The following is a 15,952-nucleotide window of genomic DNA, read 5'->3' as shown; positions in this document are numbered from 1 at the left end:
CCTCCTCGGGTACGGGCGGCCCGCTTGTCTCTTCATCGTTCATAACTCCCCCTCACCGGACATCACCTCGGCGTAGGCGATCTCCTCCCACCGCATCAGTACGCCGACATCTCGGAACTTCGGCCGGCCGTCCACCAGGCGGATACGTCCCGTCGCCGGGTCGACCTCCACGGTTTCGGCCAGGTAGAGGTCCTGGTCGTGCGGAAACCCGGACGCGTAGGAATGCGGACCACGGCGGGCCGGGGCGAACGCGCCGGCGAACCATCCGCCGTCCCCACCGCCGGGATCCTTCAGCCGGATCCGCAGCCAGATACTTCCCTCCTGGGAAAACACCTGGTCCCAGGCGCGCGGGGCGGGTGCCGGGCCGGTCAGCCAACGCGACCAGGCGCGCCGGCGGCGGGTCGCGACACCCACCGCGTGGCCGAGCACAGCCGGCAGCAAGGCATACACGGCGACGGCCGGCCACAGCTCCCACGGGAAGGTGCCGGCGCGCAGCGACCCATGCCGGTCCTGCTGGACCAGCCACCACGACAGCGGAGCGAGTAGCAGATGGAACAGCACTGACACGCCCAGGAACCGCAGGACACGGTCCGAGACTCCCGTGCCCCACGCACCCGCCTGCTTCTCCAGTTCCCAGGTGTACAAGGCCCCGGGCATGATGCCGAGCAGCGTGGCGAGCAGTGCCTCCAACGAGTCCATGGGTCCCTCAGATCCCCAGGCAGACGAAGGCGGCCCATACCAGCGGGCTGCTGTGGTCCCTGGTGCTGAGCCACTCGGCGTCAGCCGTCGCGGCCGGGTCCCCGGGGGCGAAGTCGAGTTCGGGGAACGCCGCGGCCTTCTGCCCGTTGGTGCTGTCCCGGATCCACACCATGGCACTGCGGACCGCCGCGGGAAGTGACATGCCGTCGCTGAGCCAGTGCCGGTAGGTCAGCGCCATCTGCGCGGCGGCCGGTGCGTCCTCCAGCGGCCACAGCGCGGCGAGGACCGCTGCAAAGCCTGCCTGGAAGAAGCCCGTCGCGAGCCCGACGACCTCCTCCGGCAGGGTCTCGTCGAACCGGCCGCTGTCACAGGCCGACAGCACCGCCAGCCGGGCGGAGATGGACGGCATCGCGAACATGTCCCGCACGGTCAGGGACGCGTCGCCGGCCAGGCTCAGTCCCCCGTCCAGGGGCCGGTCGGGGTACGCGTGGGCGTGGCACGCGAAGTGGCAGATCTGCACGTCGACCAGGGCTTGCTGGACGCCCTGCCGGGTGGCCGCGGCGCCGTGGAGTTCAAGGACCCGCACGCTCGGCGGCAGGACGTCCCGGATCCGCTCGATCTCGGAGACGGCGCCCGGCAGAAGTACTTCGCTGCTGGGGCGTGGATCGCGTACGGCGAGGACTCGGTGGACCGGCGCCGGAGTGCGGGCCACCGCGATGCTCAGGGTGCGGGCACTGGGGGCCATGGCCACCGGCAGGTCGTCGATGACGAAGCGCCGCCCCGTCGGCGCGCTGGGGTCGGGGTATGCGGCGGCATGCAGCGGCAGCGTCCCCAGGGGGCCGTCGGGTATCAGGACCATGTCCGTACCGGATCCGACCGCCTGAACCACGGGCTCCATCACCGACTTCCACAGTCGGCCGGTCAGTTCGTCCATGGACCGTTCTGCTGCGTCCCGGTCGCCGTGCTCGACGTCCCGCTCGAGGGCGAGGCGGAGAGCCGCCACCGACGACTGCTCGAAGTCGGTGGTCAGCCGGGGAAGCGGGACAGCCGTCACTTCCGTACCCGGACCCGTGCGCGTACGTGCGGCGGGGGGAACGGCCGCGGTGCGAGGAACGACCAGCGCCACGCCTCCCCTGTCGGTGGCCGCCAGGTAGACCAGCGTGCTCCGGCACGATGCGGCCGTGCCCGTCAGGTCCGCCAGGGCGGGCGGGCGGAGGAACGTCCCGAAGCCCGGCAGTCTGCGGATGTCCTGGACGACGTCGTCCATCTCGTCCAGCCGAGCCCGGTACGACTCCCGCGCACCGTCGATCACCGGTGCGTCCTGCGGGCCGAACAGCAATCGGCGTTCGACCGAGGTCAACCGTTCCGCCGCCCGGCGGAAACGGGATACGAGATTGTGGTAGTCGCTGTCCATCAGGCTGAGCAGATCGGGGTGTTCGCGCTGCATGACCTCTCCGAGCATCAGCGCCCGGCCGGTCTCGAGCGCGATCGCGGCCGCGGCGCTCTGGCCCACCGCGACAAGGGCGAACGCCGTGCGCGCGGAGAGCCGGTCGGCCTGGCGCAGAGGTACGGCCTTGCCCTCCCGGCCCAGTTGGAGCGCGGCGATGTCGTACAGCAGCGGTAACGCGATGCGGCCCGCCTCGGCGACTTCGTCCATCGCCCCGCGCCTCCATGCCCACTGCGCCCATCCCCTGGCGGCCAGATACACCGCGGCCCGATCGGAGTCCGCGTCGTTGCGGCAGATCTCCCGGCACAGTTCGGTGCCTTCTCGCTGGTGCTCGGGCATTCCGGTCGTCTGCGCACGTGTCTGCAGCACGTCGGCCAGGCAGCCCAGCGCGCCGGCGTGCAGCGGCGACTGGGGCGGTATGTCGCTGACAGCTCCGCGCATCAGGGCCACCGCGGCATCCAGGCCGTTCGCGTCGCCGGTGGAATGGGCGATGGCCAGTCGGGAGTAAGCCAACCGTAGCCTCGCACCGATCCTGCTGCGGTAGTCCATCGGCAACTCGAGTGCGGAGCTGAGGAGTTGGTCGGCCATGGCCGGGTCGGCCGCGTACCGGCCCGGATCGGTCATGTAGCGGTCCATGAGCAGCATGCCGTGCAGCGCCATGGCCCCTCCCCGGTACGGTACCGGCGTATCGGCCGTGCGGAGTCCCCGCAGCAGTTCCAGCGCCCGGGTCAGATCGGTGGCGATGTCTCCGGAGCCCGCGGAGGGGTGCGTGGGAGCGGCATCCCTGCGCGCGTAATGTCGCATGGCCAGGGTCGTCGCCAGATTGATCACGGTGGGCCCGCGCCGGACAGGATCGTCACCGCTCTGGTCGACAGCTCGCTGCTGATCGTGGATTGCCTGGTCCACATCCGCCTGCCGGGCATCCGTCAGGTATTCGTACATCGCGACCGTCGCCTGGATGTCCGCTCCGATCGCCGCGCTGGCGGCAAGCCGGGAGCCGGGGACGGTGGATCCATCGGGTGGACTTCCCAGTTCCCTCGCCCGGGCGAGATCCGCCGGATCACTGCGGTCGGTATAGCGGTTGACGAGGGCCTGTGCCAGATGGGTGGCGGCCCAGCCCGGAAGTTCCGGGGCGGACGGGTCAGCCTTGCGCCGTATCAGATCCTCAAAAATCCCGATGGCCCGGTCGAGACCTCCGGGGTCGGGCCGTACGACCTGGTGCCGGGTCGACAGCACGATCGCGTAGTTGCCGCGCAGAACGTCACCCCGACCTGTGCGCGGCAGAAGTCCCAGCGCTCCGCCGAGGAGTCGTTCCGCCTCATCCAGCTCCGACACATCGCCCTCGGCGGTGAACATCTCGTACAATCCTTGGGCCAACTGCCCACAGGCCAGAGCCCACTCGTGGCTCCCGCGCCGCGTCCGCGCAAGCCCGCGCCGCCACAGGGCCACGGCATCCTCCAGATCACCGCGAGTGCCGCGCGCCGCCAGCATCATCGCCAGGTTTCCTTGGGCGGTGTCCTGTTCGGGATGACCGGGCGGCAGGAGTCTGAGCACCGTACGTAAGTGCTCTATCGCGGTGTCCAGATCCTGCCGGTCGCCCTGACAGCGGTGACGGGAGTACAGCGAGATCGCGAGATTTCCGAGCGCGATACACCGTGGCTGCAAGGCGGTGCCGGCAACTCGCAGAGTCCGCACATCCGCGGCAACCGCTCGGTCCACGTCATGGCACGGAACGAAGCTGTCTCGCGGAGGGATGTCTCCAGAAACACGCATACGTCAACCGCCCCCCGAATGGCGCGGCCGACAGTCAGCCACCTGAGAGCAGGCTACTGACGATTTCAAGATCCTTATGTCTTACGACATTTCTTACTACTTACGGTTTCAGCAAGATTTGCCCCACTCGCTGAGGCGTTCGAATCGGAGCAGGCGCCATGGGGTGCCACACGACGGGACGCTTACCCGAACGAGATCCCCACCTGTTACCCCGCCGGCGCGGAGAACTGCCCGTGCCGGTCAGCGTCCCCCTGGGCGTTGGCGGGGTACCCCACGAACAGATGTGCTTTCCCAACCATCCCGACGCGACCTCGGCCCTGTATACCGGCGGACTGGTGGAGACCCCGAGCAGCGACATGGAGCTTCAGCTCAACCTGCTGACTGCCTCCCTGCACCGCGCCTTCACCGTCACCGCCAACCTGGATGAGATTGCGGACCTCGTGGTCCGTGGGCTGTTGCCGGACACCGCCGCCTACGCCGACGACGTGACCCTGCTCCTGGTCAGCTTCCCCGCCGCCCCTTGGGCAACGTCGCACGGGAACTGGCGTCCGCCGCCTGGCGGCAGTCGCCGGCACGACAGTGGGGATCAGCGTGCTGTGGGAAGGACAGACCCTCGTCATGCACTGGGCCTCCGGCGGGGACCATGCCCTGGCTCCGCCCCGAAGGGGTACGCCCCTGCTGTGGTTCACCGCGGCGGGAAAGGTCCTTGTGTCCGGAGCACACCCCGCCCTCCCGATCGACCCGCTCCCTGCGGCCTGGCGCCGGGAGGCGGCGGAGATCCGGGACCACGGTGTCGCGTTCGACCAGGAGGAGGTGACCGCGGGGGTGTGCTGTGTGGCCGTGCCTCTGCACAGCGCGGGCGGTGTCCCGGTGGCCTCCTTGTGCGTCCTGACCGATCCCGCACAGAACCTGGAACACCTTGCCGACGCCGTCCGCCTGACCGGCAGGGCGATCAGCGCCGGTCTGCGCGGCCGGTGAGAGCCGACCGCGCAGCGACCCTAGGCGGTCCTGAGCCCGAACGACCTCGACTACATCGTCGATGAGCTCGCAGGCGTGAGGTCCTAACATTGGCCCATGTCCAATATGCCGTCACGGGTTGAACTGTGCCCGCTCACCCTCTCCGACGAGGATGAGTTCTGCTCGCTCGTGCGGGCCAGCACCGACCTCCATTCGCCGTGGATGCAACTGCCCGCGACCGCAGAGGAGTTCCAGGGCTGGATGCACCGCTTCAGCGACGGCACAGACCTGGGCTTGGTGATCCGCGTTCAGGAGACCGGTGCAGCTGCCGGCATGGTCAACATCAACTCGATCATCCGGGGCCGCTACCAGGGCGCGTCCCTCGGCTATGCGGCTTTCGCCCCGTCCGCGGGACGGGGTTACATGACCGAAGGGCTCACCCTGGCCCTGCAGCACGCCTTCAACGACCTGCGGCTCCACCGGCTGGAGGCGAGCATCCAGCCGGCGAACCAGGCGTCTTTGTCCTTGGTCCAGCGCCTGGGCTTTCGTTACGAAGGTCTGTCGCCCGCCTATCTCTACATCGACGGAGCCTGGCGCGACCACGAACGCTGGTCCGTCACCGCACCATCCCCCTGGACGCCCGATCCTTCCCTTCCCGAGGTCTAGGCATTCCTTCCGTGGTCACAGCCCTCAGCGCGGGCTGAGCGCACCCAGGTGCTGTGGTCCTCCGTCAGTGCGGGCCGAGATGTGAAACGGCCTTGGTGACGGTGTCACCGCGTCGAACGCGCCGGGCGTACGCAGGGCGACCAGCACGTTCGCATCCGCCGCGCGGAGGTGAGCGATCTGGTGCGCGATCGTCCGGCCCACGGCCGGCGTGGGCCGGGTCCAGTCGCCCTCGGCGGCCACCAGGGCGTCGAGCTGGTCCCCTTCGGCAGTCAGGTCCGACAGCACGAGGTCGTAGTCCACGTCGGAGACATCGATGTTGTAGTTCAGCATTCGCGGCTTCCCCCTCATCATGGCGTCGGTTCAGGGAAGTTGATCGTATTGCGTCGGAGAAGGCGACGGCTTCGACCCTACGTCGGGCCACGGTGCGGTGGTCGTCACGGGGACGGGCTTCGGGGTTCAGGGCCGGACTGTTCGCCCGCCGGGAGGAACCAACCGTTCCGGCAATCGGAGCACATGCCCGATCCTTGCGGTGCCCCTGACCTCGACCATCGGGCCCGACGAAGTGCGGCGTGCGGCGGCGGTGACGGTGGAGGGACGGCCCAGCGCATCGCCCATGTAGACGGTGATCCCGGTGGTGCCCTGACGGCCGAGCAGGTGGGCGGCCAGGCAGGCGGAGCTGTTCACGTTGGCGATGTCCTCCGGTACGCCGATCGATGGGGCGAACATGCGGGCCGCGACCCGCCCCGAGGGCGATATCGGGGCGTGGACGAAGGCGCCCAGCAGGCCCAGGCGATCACAAGCGGCGGCGAGCCGGTCGAGGTCCGGGCTCAGGACGGCGAGAGCGGAGCGGGTGGGAAGAGGCAGGAGGAGCCGCGGACGTCCCAGCGTGGCGATGCACGCTCCGGAGGCGACCGCCGTGCGGAGTCCCAGAGCGGGCAGGAGCAGCGCGAGTTCACCTGATGTGGGCTCACGCAGGCCGACCGGCCCCGCCTCGAAGGCGGCCTCGATGGACGACGCCCCGCACACTGCGCGACCCTCGACGACGCGCCCGGCCACGCACAGGGCTGCCTGGTACTCCCTGCCCCCCGCGCGCTGAGCGAGGAAGGCCAAGGCGGCCACGGTGCCGTGACCGCACGCGGGCAACTCCCCCTCAGCGGTGAAGAAACGCACGGTGACCACGGGCCGGTCGTCCCCGCTCCCGGCCGCCCGTTCGCCGTCCTGCGAGAGGAAAGCCGCGTGGGAGGTGCCGGCCAGGGCGGGTACCGCGCGGCGCTCGTCATCGGTCAACAGGTGGCCGGACAGAGATGATGATGCCTCGTCCACAACCGCGGTCGGGCTTCCGCCACCGCCCTCGCGCAGGCACGCGTGCACGGTCATGGCCGGCAGACCCGCGCGGGCCGCCGGTGGACGGGAAGGGCTGCTCATCGGGTGCGGGGGACGACGTCGGCGAAGCGTGGCGCGCCGGGTTCGTGCGGCAGGCGCGCCGCCCGCGCGGCGAAGCTGATGGCGTGGTACCAGCCGCACAGCAGGAGCAGGTCCATCAACTGGAGGTCGTCGAAGGCCGATGCGAGCCGAGCCCACAACGCGTCGTCGATGTCGGAGCGCTCGTGCAGGCTGTCGACGGCGAGGATGAGCAGCCGTTCCCGCTCGGACGCCCAGCACACGTCGGTGGCTCCGCCGTGGACGAGGGACGCCGTCTGCTCACGGGTGAGGCCGACCCGGTCGGCGTACGTCATCACGTGCACGCCCCACTCGTACTCGCAGCCGCACCGCGCGCACGTCCGGTCGATGACGATCTCCCGCTCCCGCAAGCTCAACGTCAGCTGCCTGCTCAGCTCGTAGCGGCCCCATCCATGCATGGCGCCGGTCATCGGCGGATTCCTGGCGAACATCCGGAACAGCCCGATCGGCGGAGCACCCGCGGGCATCATGCGCCCGAGTTGTGCGCCGACCTCATCGGTGTACGGCGGCTCCAGCGGCTCGATCCGTGCCATCGGTCCTCCCGTTGTGCTGATCCGGATGCAGAAGCAGGGGTGGACGATGCTAGTGTTTCGAATAACGAAACACAAGGAGCGTCATGCCGACACCACGCCCGGGCGGACCGGTCCGCGGTTCGACGACCGGCCGGCCGATCATGGCCGCGATGGACCTGTTCGGGCGCCGCTGGGCGCTGCGCATCCTCTGGGAACTGCGCGCGGGCCCGATCGGCGCCCGCGCCCTGCTCGCGCAGTGCGAAGGCCTGTCCTCCAGCGTCCTGTACCAGCGACTGCGCGAGCTCACGTCCAGCGGGATCATCACCCCCTCGGCCGACGGCTACGAGCTCACCCCCACCGGAGCAGACCTCGGCCGCGCCCTCGCCCCGCTCGACCAGTGGGCGAACACCTGGGCGCAGAAGCAGAAGCAGGAACACGACCAGGACCAGAACCAGGACCAGGACCAGGATGAGCGGGTCGACCACACGGGCCGGCCGCCGGAGAGAGACTGAGAGCCCGCCCACCCCGAAGGCATGGCCAAGGCAAAGCCTTTCGCGAGCTGTTGATCCCCGCGTCGCGAACCCGACACTGTGTTCCCTGCGCACCCACATCGGGGCGTGCGACGGAGGGGGCTGCAGGGACATGAACAGACCGATACCAGGCACCGTGGAAGTCGCGGTGCGCCACATCCTCAGTGACCGGACGACCGGCTTTCTCACCCGGACCCGCAGGATCACCTGGCAGGACAGCCTGAACCGGGTGCGCCGGCCGGCGTCGGGCAAGCAGAGCGTCGAGCTGACCTGCCCCGTGTGCGACGCCTCTCTGCTGGCCGAGGTCCGCACGGAGGCCCGTACCCGCCGAACCAGCGCTGTCCTGCTGGTCCTGGCCGCCCTGAGCGTCATCGTCTTCTTCGCGGCGTTCGGTTACGCCATTCACGAGGGCGGCCGCACCCTGCCCGAGGGCCAGTCGCTCCCGGTCCTGTTCCCCGTCAGCGTCGCCTCGATCTTCGTCACGTTCGTCGCCGCTCCCGTGCTCTTCGTCCAGGGCCGCCGCTACAACGGCGTCACCATGCTGGACGCCCCCAAACCCCGACGGCTCCACGGAGTCATGCCGGTACGCGGCTGAGGGCTGAGTACCTGGGGGACCCCGACAAGGGCGCCCGGCGAGCACCGGGCGCCCCCACTCACTCCGCTTCGCGCGTCACTGTCGGGCACCTCCCGCGGAATCGGGATGGATCAGGACCCGATGCGGGCCCTGGACCCGGGCTGTTGCGGAGGCGAAGCCCAGCCAGGTGTGCCGGTTGCCCGCCCAACACCAGCCGACCTTGGGGGCGTTACGGCGCTCGCGGCCGTCCCGCCCGGTGCCGTTGCTGATCCAGACAGCCGGGGTACGGGCGTCCAGGGCGCCGTTGGATTTACGCAGCCGGGAGCCGATGGTCATGAAGCAGTGATTGCGCTCCAGGACGGCGGGCTGCTGCACCACCCAGTGGATGCCCTCAGTGAGCACCAGCGGGGTGCGGGTCTGTGCGGTGAGGGCGGGCAGCGCCTCGTTCGGGCTCCAGTTGGCCATCTGGTCACCGCGGTCGAGGCCCGTGAGGAGGTAGAGGGGGGCGTCGGGCAGCGCGACCGTCTCCAGCGGGGTGAAGAAGTCGACGTCGGGCATGTCGGTGACGACGAAACCCGGCTTGCCGTCGCGGCCGAGCAGCGGCGCCAGGGCGGAGGCAGGGGCTTGGTGCGGATGAACCGCGAGTAGGGCGCCATCGCCGGCCGCAGCACCCTCGGCGGCTTCGGCTGCCCCCGCTGCCTCCGCGAACATACGAAGCTCGGCGGCGGGCAGCCCAGCGATCTCATGCACCCCCAGCTCGATCAGACGCTCGGCCTGCACGCTCAAGGGCGGCAGTACCGGGAGAACGGTGGAGGTGACGGGGATGGTTTCGGGCACGATGCTCCCAGGGATAGCGACGTGGACGAGCCCAGGGTGAACGAGGCGGCCCGCCGGAACATTCCCCACCCCTGCCGGCCGATCGGGACGGTCAGGCACCGCGGCTCTCGATGCCTGACCGGGGCGCTACTTCAACGTCCACACCTGATTGGCCTGGGTGCCGCTGCCGTTGCAGTCCCAGATCTGCAGCAACGCGCCGTTGGCTGAACCACCAGCGTCCAGACACTTGCCGGATTGCGGGTTCGTGATCGTGCCGTTGCCGTTGGTCTGCCACTTCTGGGCGCCGGTGCCGTTGCACGACCAGAGTTGGACGCGGGTGCCGTTCGCCGTGGAACCTCCGGATACGTCGAGGCACTTGCCCGACTGCGGGTTGGTGAGGGCGCCGTTGGCCGGTGTCCACTTCTGGTTCCAGCCCGTGCCGCAGTCCCACAACTGGACGGCGGTGCCGTCAGCAGCACTCCAGTCCTTCAGGTCCAGGCAGCGGCCGCTGCCCTGTCCCACGATCGTGCCCGGTGTACCGCCGCCACCGCCTCCACCACCGCCACCCGAGCCGTTGGAGGTGTAGGAGAAGGAGTTGACGGCCAGTCCGGGGCCGCCGACCCACGGCTCGAAGCCGAACTGCACACTGGTCATGTACCACGCAGGCGACATGTAGCCGCGAGCGATCGAGTCAGTGGTGAAGTCCTTGATGCTCACCGAGATTGCGTTGGTGGGCTGCTGACGGACGTAGGACACGACGTTCCAGCCGATGCTGCCGTTGTCACCGAACCGGCCTGTCCACACGTCCCAGTTGGCGCCTTCCAGCCAGACGGTCCCCACCTTGGAGCCGGCCGGCGACGGAGGACCGGAGTGGTTGGCCCAGATCATGATTTCAGCGCCGTTGTTCTGGCCCGCCGGATAGGGATTGGTGTCGAACCACAGGTCGTAGGCGGCGTCCCACTGCCCGTCGGCGGTGGAGAAGTCGACGCTGGACTGCGGGTTGGCGAAGGACGACACCTGCAGCGGCAGGCCGTTGCCCGAGGAGCAATTGCCGTAGTGACAGCCGGCGTAGATCGATGGATAGGCCGCCGGTGCGCCGCTGGTGCCCACGTTGTGCCACCCCGTGGTGACCTTGAAACCGTCGTCCGAAACGTCGATGCACTGGGGGATGGAGTCACCCCACTCGTTGTTCTGGACGATGTACTTGCCGCCCGAAACCGCCATGCTGCCGGTCTTGTCGCAGATGGTGGTGTTGGCGGACGCGGACGGCGCGAAGGTCAGCGACAGTGCGCACATCAGCAGGGTGGCCAGGAGGCTCGCCACCGCCCCGGCCGCTTGGCGTGGCCCCGCGAATGATCTGGACACGGAGTTCCTTTCGGTCACCGGGTACGGTCTGCTGCCGCACCCGGACGGTGGGCGGTCCGCACACCAGTTGCGGGAGCGCTCCCACACTTACGAACGGCGCTCCCCTCACGAGGAACGGCTGAGGGGTGCGACGCGCCGCCACTCGACGCGACGGCCGAGAACAGCAACCGGAATGCTCGGCACTCGGAATTGTTCAGTCCGCCAAGTGCCGCAACACATGAAGCCAATGTTCTTTCAGGGGTGTCAAGACGCCCTACTGAGTTCACTTCTCGAAGGCGGAAAGCAAGGGCTTTCCTCCCGAGAACCCCGCGAGCGCATTTCGGCCAACGACGTCACACGTCCAGCGGCACGCGCATCTGCTCCGCTCTCGGATTGGTGAGGGCAGGTCAGGGCGCAGTAGCGCACCCACATGTAGGCGGCGCTGACCGCGAGGGTGGTCGCGGTGGCCGGGGCGCCGTAGCGGGTGAACGTCCAGAACCTGATGGGAATCCTGTTGCGTTCCGCGATGCCCAGGCGGGTCACCGGCAGTGCCCTGAGTTCCTGGACGATGCTGTCGTTGTGTATTCGAGGTCCTGTTCCGGGACGGCGAGACGCAGGGGCAGGCGCCGCAGGAGCGTCTCCCCTTTCGGGCTCCGACAAGCTGGCCATCACCCCTACCTCCTGACGTACATGGAGCGTTGGTCACGATTCAACCGAAACCCGCCAGAGCCGGACGGCCGTTCATATGATGTTCCTTCTCTGGCGGCTTCTGGTGGGGGTACCGATGCGCAACGCCGATCCAAACAGCGACACCAACAGCCACAGCGACATGAATGATGGCGGTATCAAGAGCCGACGGCGCAGGGGAGCTGTCGGACGGGCGCTGGTTGCCGTGGTGGTGGCGGGGATCGCCGTGGCCTGCGGTCCGGTCCCCAACGACGCACCCGCCACTGCCCCGTCCTCGGCCACTGCTTCGGCGGTCCCGACAACCGCCTCCCCGTCGCCGACACCGTCTCTCTCGACCACCGCCGCGCCATCCCCTTCGCTCACCCCCGTCGTGAGCACCAGCCAGAAGACGCCGACCACCGCCCCGACGACCCGGCACACGGTCAAGGCCACACCGAGGCCCACAACCAAGGCCCCGCAGACAACAGAGCCCGCGCCCGCCGAGTGCGAGATCGTTTCCAACGCGGGGAATTGCTACAACGCGGGCCAGTTCTGCCGCAACGCCGACATCGGCAGCTCCACGCATGCGGGGAACGGGCGCATGATCCACTGCCGCCAGGACGGCAGCCGGGGACGCTGGGGTTACTAGTGCCCGCCCCGCGTTGATCCAACGGGGGGTCGCTGGGCGGGCGAAGGCGTGTATTTCAACCGCCGAGGGTCACTTGTTGTCCAGCCGCCCCAGCGCACGGGCGTCGGCGAGGACGGACCGGGCCATCTGCCAGTCGGTGTGGTCGATGCCGGTGATGTGGCGTAGGTAGGCGAGGGTGACCTGCTGGACGAGGGCAACGCGGCTGGAGTCCTCGTCGGTGGTCTCTGCTGCCCGGTAGCCGGAGATGCCGCCGAGGAAGTGCTCGCCGCCGAAGACGGTGAGCAGGCTCTTGTTGCCGCGGCTGAGCGTGTAGGGATCGCTTGTCCAGGCGGGTCCTCGGGTGGTGAGCGGGAGATCGTCCTTGTCGCCGGCGACCACCAGTCCGGGGGCGGTGATGTGGGAGAAGTACTGGTCGCGGAGCCAGGGAAGGTTCTCGTGGGCGAAAGGGGTCAGTTCGTCGCCGCCCTCGCCGGCCGTGGCCAGCTGGATGCTGGCCATGACCCGGGAGTCGGACAGGTCGTCGGCGGTGCCGGTCTGGGGGTCGGTGACGCGCAGACCTACCAGAATGCCCGCGGTCTGGCCTCCGAAGGAGTGACCCGCTGCGACGATGCGGCTGTGGTCGACCCGGCCGGGGAGGCCGGGCACGGATGCCTCCAGCAGCTTGAGCTCATCCAGGATGCGCTTCATGTCCTGCACGCGGTAGCGCCACAGGTGCGGCCTGCGGGAGTCGTCTGCGGCGATGGCGACCCGCTTGGAGTCGAGATGCGTGGCTTGGATCACCACGAAGCCATGAGAGGCCCAGTGGTCGACCAGCGGTGCGTAGCCGTCCAGGTCGGAGCCGAATCCGTGTGCGAAGAGCACGATCGGCAGGCGTGTGCCAGTGAGCGGTGCGGAAACGCGTACGTGCAGGTCCTGGCCGCGCTGGGGGGCGGGCAGCACGATCGGCTTGACCGTCACGGTCGGGGTCGGAGCGGGGCCGGTGAGGCCGGTCGTCTGGTGGGGGGTCATGTGCGTGCTTCTTTCCAGTGTGGTGCGGGTGGCGGGTCAGGTGGTCTTGACGTTGAGGATGCGTGCGGCGTTGATCCGTGACGTATCCAGCGAAAACCCGGGGTCATGTCAGCTACGCTAAAACTTGACGTTGACGTCAAAGGCAAGTTGTTATGGCGTAGATCACATGGAGCTCGGAATGCGTATTGGGGAACTCGCACGCCGCACGGGCGTCAGCACCCGGGCCCTGCGGTACTACGAGGAGCAGAACCTGCTCACCGCCGAGCGAAGCAACTCCGGCCAGCGCCACTACCCGGAAACCGCGGTCGCCCGGATCCTCCTGGTCCGGGAGCTGTTCACCGCCGGTCTGTCGAGCAAGATCATCGCCGAGCTCACGCCCTGCGTCATCGACGGCAAGGCCACACCCGAACTCCTCGACCGCCTGGCTGTGGAGCGCGGTCACATCGACCAGCACATCGTCGATCTCACGCACACCCGAAGCAGGCTCGATTCGGTCATCGCCAGCGCCTCCGCATCCATGGACACCGGGACTTCCTGCCAGCCCGGCCCGGCATCGACCGCTCCGGCGCAGGTCAGCGGCGTTACCCTTCGTGGCGATCAAGAAGCTCGGGAAGGTGAGGGATAACGTCGTCCAGTCCGTTCGCGGTGCTCTGGAACAGTGACCAGCTCGCGTTATTACGAGAACTGGCGAGCCCGCGAACGGCGCCGCTGCGGCGGGTGCAGCGAGCGCATGTCGACCTGGCCGGCGCACATGGCACCGCGAACGCCGTCATCGCCCGCACGCTCCGGCTGTCCTGGACACCGTGCGCCGCTGGCGGGCTCACCCGCCCTGAGGACTCGGCTTCTACGCGAAAGCCGCCGAGGTCTGCGCTCTCTACCTCCATCGCCCACCGGGCTCGGTAGTCCGGTCGAGGACATCACGCGCAACGACTCGGTCACCTTCATGGCCTTCCTGCGATGGCTGGAGCACGCTGTCCCAGCGGATTCGACGATCCACCTGATCCTGGACAACGGCTCCTCGCACACCTCGAACGCGACCCGGTCCTGGCTGGCCAAGCACCCGCGCCTCGTCGTCCACCACACCCCCAAGCGCGCCTCCTGGCTGAACCAGGTGGAGATGTTCTTCTCGATCCTGGCCCGCCGACTCCTGCGCCGAGGCGAGTTCAACTCCCGCCAGGACCTCGTCGAGCAGATCCGCGAATTCACCCTCGCCTACGACGACCAGGCGCGACCATTCCGCTGGTACTACGACAGCACCCCGCTCAAGGCAGCCTGACCCCCGCAGGATCAGCGCGGCGAAGCACGAGCACGTCGCCAGTGCCGCCCGGGGTGTAGGCGCGATCAGCGGCCCCGGCCCGAGCAGGGCCAGGACCTCGGGCAGGGCCACGACCCCGGGCAGGCGGCCCGAGCGCTCTGACCTGCGGTGACAGTGAGGACGCCAGCACAGCCGCTGCCGAGCTGAGGCACGGCGCCACCCAGTGGATTCGGCCGACTGTGAACTGTGCCGTGACCGGCACACGTGGTTGCCGGTTGAGTAGGCATGAAGAAACGAATGATGCTTGCGGTTGCTTCCCTTGCCACGGGAGTGGTGGCTGCCCTGATCACCCCCAGTGCGCATGCCGGTGTTGCCGATGGCACCCTGAACAACTTGCATCCGTTGACGGGCGTCGATCTGCTGAACGCATCGGTCAACAGCGAACCTCACAGCGTGGAGAACCACAACGCCAACACCCGGGCCGAGGGTCACCAGAACAGCCGCGAAGGGTAGCGGCGCTGACACCAGGGGCCACCCGACCACGAGGTGAGCGCGCACGGCTCGTTCACTCTCCGCAGACTTAAGTTCTCGCTGGTCAGCCGGCTCGATTGCGGACCCCGTCCGACAGTTGAGCCGGTGGAGCGATCGCATTCCAGAGGGGCGTGTTCCAGGGTGATGTCCGGAGATGCTGCTGCTGTTCAGGCTTCGGGGATGTTCCGGCCGAAGGTCTCCAGGGTGATGTCCTTGGGTTCGGGTCCGCCGCGTACGCCGGTGTCGAGCGCGTCGAGGGTCGCAAGCTCGTCGGCCGTGAGTTCGAAGTCGAAGACGCCGAAGTTCTCGGCGATTCGCTCGGGCCGTACGGACTTCGGAATGGCGGAGCGCCCTTCCTGGAGGTGCCAGCGGATCATGACCTGGGCAGGGGTCCTGCCGTGGGTGGTGGCGACGGCGGCGATGGTGGGGTCGTCGAAGGTGCTGGTGCTGGTTGCGCTGCCGCGGTAGCTGGTGATGCCACCGATCGGCGACCATGCCTGTGTCAGGATGCCGTGAGCAGCGTTCGCGGCCTGGACATCGGGCTGGGTGAAGTAGGGGTGGGCCTCGATCTGGTTCACCGCGGGGACCACGGTGGCGTGCTGCAGCAGGGCGTCGAGGTGGTCGGGCATGAAGTTGCTGACCCCGATCGCGCGGACCCGTCCATCGGCCAGGAGGGTCTCCAGTGCCCGATAGGCGTCCTTGGTGAGGTCGAACCGGCCAGGCAGGGCCTGGTGGAGGATGAGGAGGTCGATCCGGTCGACACCGAGCTTGCCGGCGCTCTTGTCAAAGGCGTGCAGTGTCTGGTCGTAGCCGAAGTCGCTGATCCACACCTTGGTCTCGATGAACACCTCGTCGCGGTCCAGGCCGGAGCGGCGGATGGCTTCGCCGACTTCGCGTTCGTTGCCGTAGGCGGCGGCGGTGTCGATGAGCCGGTACCCGGTCTTGAGCGCCGCGTCCACGGAGTCCGTGGTGACGTCCTGGGGCGTCTGGAACACCCCGAAGCCGAGGGCCGGCATCCGGATGCCATTGTTCAGGGTCAGGTCCATGGTGCTGTGCCTCCTGGC

Annotated in this window: 17 protein-coding genes and 1 pseudogene; 9 read left to right on the top strand and 9 right to left on the bottom strand. The window is 68.6% G+C overall.

Annotation, left to right across the window (positions count from 1 at the left end):
• Positions 1-39: 39 nt before the first annotated feature.
• Positions 40-699 carry a DUF6338 family protein gene (locus tag C6N31_RS21975; RefSeq protein ID WP_138351702.1) on the bottom strand — a complete coding sequence of 220 codons (660 nt, stop codon included), beginning with the start codon at positions 697-699 and terminating at the stop codon, positions 40-42.
• Positions 700-706: 7 nt separating this feature from the next.
• Positions 707-3,502: a CHAT domain-containing protein gene (locus C6N31_RS21970; RefSeq protein WP_198358011.1), complete on the bottom strand. Its 2,796-nt coding sequence runs from the start codon at positions 3,500-3,502 to the stop codon at positions 707-709.
• A 575-nt stretch (positions 3,503-4,077) separates the two neighbouring features.
• Between C6N31_RS21970 and C6N31_RS46120 the strand changes: the two are divergent.
• The 3 genes and pseudogenes from C6N31_RS46120 to C6N31_RS21955 form a co-directional block, all read left to right on the top strand.
• A pseudogene (locus tag C6N31_RS46120) lies at positions 4,078-4,416 on the top strand (SpoIIE family protein phosphatase); the annotation flags it as partial.
• Positions 4,417-4,510: 94 nt separating this feature from the next.
• A complete protein-coding gene (locus C6N31_RS21960) occupies positions 4,511-4,897 on the top strand; it encodes an IclR family transcriptional regulator domain-containing protein (RefSeq protein ID WP_138351704.1) in 387 nt (128 codons plus the stop codon).
• Positions 4,898-4,993: 96 nt separating this feature from the next.
• Positions 4,994-5,542, top strand: coding sequence for a GNAT family N-acetyltransferase (locus C6N31_RS21955; protein ID WP_138351705.1), 549 nt, complete (start codon positions 4,994-4,996; stop codon positions 5,540-5,542).
• Between the two features lie 24 nt (positions 5,543-5,566).
• On the opposite strand, the gene C6N31_RS21950 is transcribed toward C6N31_RS21955, so the two are convergent.
• The 3 genes from C6N31_RS21950 to C6N31_RS21940 form a co-directional block, all read right to left on the bottom strand.
• Positions 5,567-5,872 (bottom strand): maleylpyruvate isomerase N-terminal domain-containing protein, encoded by a 306-nt coding sequence (locus C6N31_RS21950; RefSeq protein ID WP_138351706.1) that lies wholly within the window; start codon positions 5,870-5,872, stop codon positions 5,567-5,569.
• 126 nt (positions 5,873-5,998) lie between these two features.
• The gene (locus C6N31_RS21945) at positions 5,999-6,967 is read right to left on the bottom strand and encodes a PhzF family phenazine biosynthesis isomerase (RefSeq protein ID WP_232485486.1); all 969 of its coding nucleotides are present in this window, start codon (positions 6,965-6,967) and stop codon (positions 5,999-6,001) included.
• Entirely contained in the window at positions 6,964-7,536 is a 573-nt protein-coding gene (locus C6N31_RS21940; protein WP_232485485.1) for a carboxymuconolactone decarboxylase family protein, read from the bottom strand. The genes C6N31_RS21945 and C6N31_RS21940 overlap by 4 nt, the downstream gene beginning before the upstream one ends.
• 140 nt (positions 7,537-7,676) lie before the next feature.
• Here C6N31_RS21940 and C6N31_RS21935 point away from each other — a divergent pair, with 140 nt between their 5' ends.
• Positions 7,677-8,027: a winged helix-turn-helix transcriptional regulator gene (locus C6N31_RS21935; RefSeq protein ID WP_198358032.1), complete on the top strand. Its 351-nt coding sequence runs from the start codon at positions 7,677-7,679 to the stop codon at positions 8,025-8,027.
• A 130-nt stretch (positions 8,028-8,157) separates the two neighbouring features.
• Positions 8,158-8,640 (top strand): hypothetical protein, encoded by a 483-nt coding sequence (locus C6N31_RS21930; RefSeq protein ID WP_198358010.1) that lies wholly within the window; start codon positions 8,158-8,160, stop codon positions 8,638-8,640.
• A 75-nt stretch (positions 8,641-8,715) separates the two neighbouring features.
• On the opposite strand, the gene C6N31_RS21925 is transcribed toward C6N31_RS21930, so the two are convergent.
• On the bottom strand, positions 8,716-9,456 hold the full coding sequence (locus C6N31_RS21925) for a DUF5701 family protein (protein ID WP_198358009.1): 741 nt from the start codon (positions 9,454-9,456) through the stop codon (positions 8,716-8,718).
• A gap of 126 nt (positions 9,457-9,582) precedes the next feature.
• Positions 9,583-10,800, bottom strand: a complete 1,218-nt coding sequence (locus tag C6N31_RS21920; protein ID WP_244808936.1) for a GH12 family glycosyl hydrolase domain-containing protein — start codon at positions 10,798-10,800, stop codon at positions 9,583-9,585.
• A gap of 1,036 nt (positions 10,801-11,836) precedes the next feature.
• On the opposite strand from C6N31_RS21920, the gene C6N31_RS21915 reads away from it, so the two are divergent.
• On the top strand, positions 11,837-12,094 hold the full coding sequence (locus C6N31_RS21915; RefSeq protein WP_138351711.1) for a hypothetical protein: 258 nt from the start codon (positions 11,837-11,839) through the stop codon (positions 12,092-12,094).
• Positions 12,095-12,163: 69 nt separating this feature from the next.
• On the opposite strand, the gene C6N31_RS21910 is transcribed toward C6N31_RS21915, so the two are convergent.
• Positions 12,164-13,102 (bottom strand): alpha/beta hydrolase family protein, encoded by a 939-nt coding sequence (locus tag C6N31_RS21910; RefSeq protein WP_198358008.1) that lies wholly within the window; start codon positions 13,100-13,102, stop codon positions 12,164-12,166.
• A 178-nt stretch (positions 13,103-13,280) separates the two neighbouring features.
• On the opposite strand from C6N31_RS21910, the gene C6N31_RS21905 reads away from it, so the two are divergent.
• From C6N31_RS21905 to C6N31_RS21895, 3 genes are all read left to right on the top strand, one after another.
• A complete protein-coding gene (locus C6N31_RS21905; protein WP_198358007.1) occupies positions 13,281-13,727 on the top strand; it encodes a MerR family transcriptional regulator in 447 nt (148 codons plus the stop codon).
• Between the two features lie 318 nt (positions 13,728-14,045).
• Positions 14,046-14,378 carry a transposase gene (locus C6N31_RS21900; protein ID WP_198358006.1) on the top strand — a complete coding sequence of 111 codons (333 nt, stop codon included), beginning with the start codon at positions 14,046-14,048 and terminating at the stop codon, positions 14,376-14,378.
• Between the two features lie 264 nt (positions 14,379-14,642).
• Positions 14,643-14,870, top strand: a complete 228-nt coding sequence (locus C6N31_RS21895) for a hypothetical protein (RefSeq protein WP_164292080.1) — start codon at positions 14,643-14,645, stop codon at positions 14,868-14,870.
• Positions 14,871-15,055: 185 nt separating this feature from the next.
• Here the strand turns inward: C6N31_RS21895 and C6N31_RS21890 are convergent, their stop codons facing one another.
• The gene (locus C6N31_RS21890; RefSeq protein ID WP_138351716.1) at positions 15,056-15,934 is read right to left on the bottom strand and encodes an aldo/keto reductase; all 879 of its coding nucleotides are present in this window, start codon (positions 15,932-15,934) and stop codon (positions 15,056-15,058) included.
• Between the last annotated feature and the right edge of the window lie 18 nt (positions 15,935-15,952).

This window comes from Streptomyces fildesensis (genome assembly GCF_016107395.1).
GTDB lineage: Bacteria > Actinomycetota > Actinomycetes > Streptomycetales > Streptomycetaceae > Actinacidiphila > Actinacidiphila fildesensis.
This window is presented reverse-complemented; position numbering and strand designations above follow the sequence as displayed.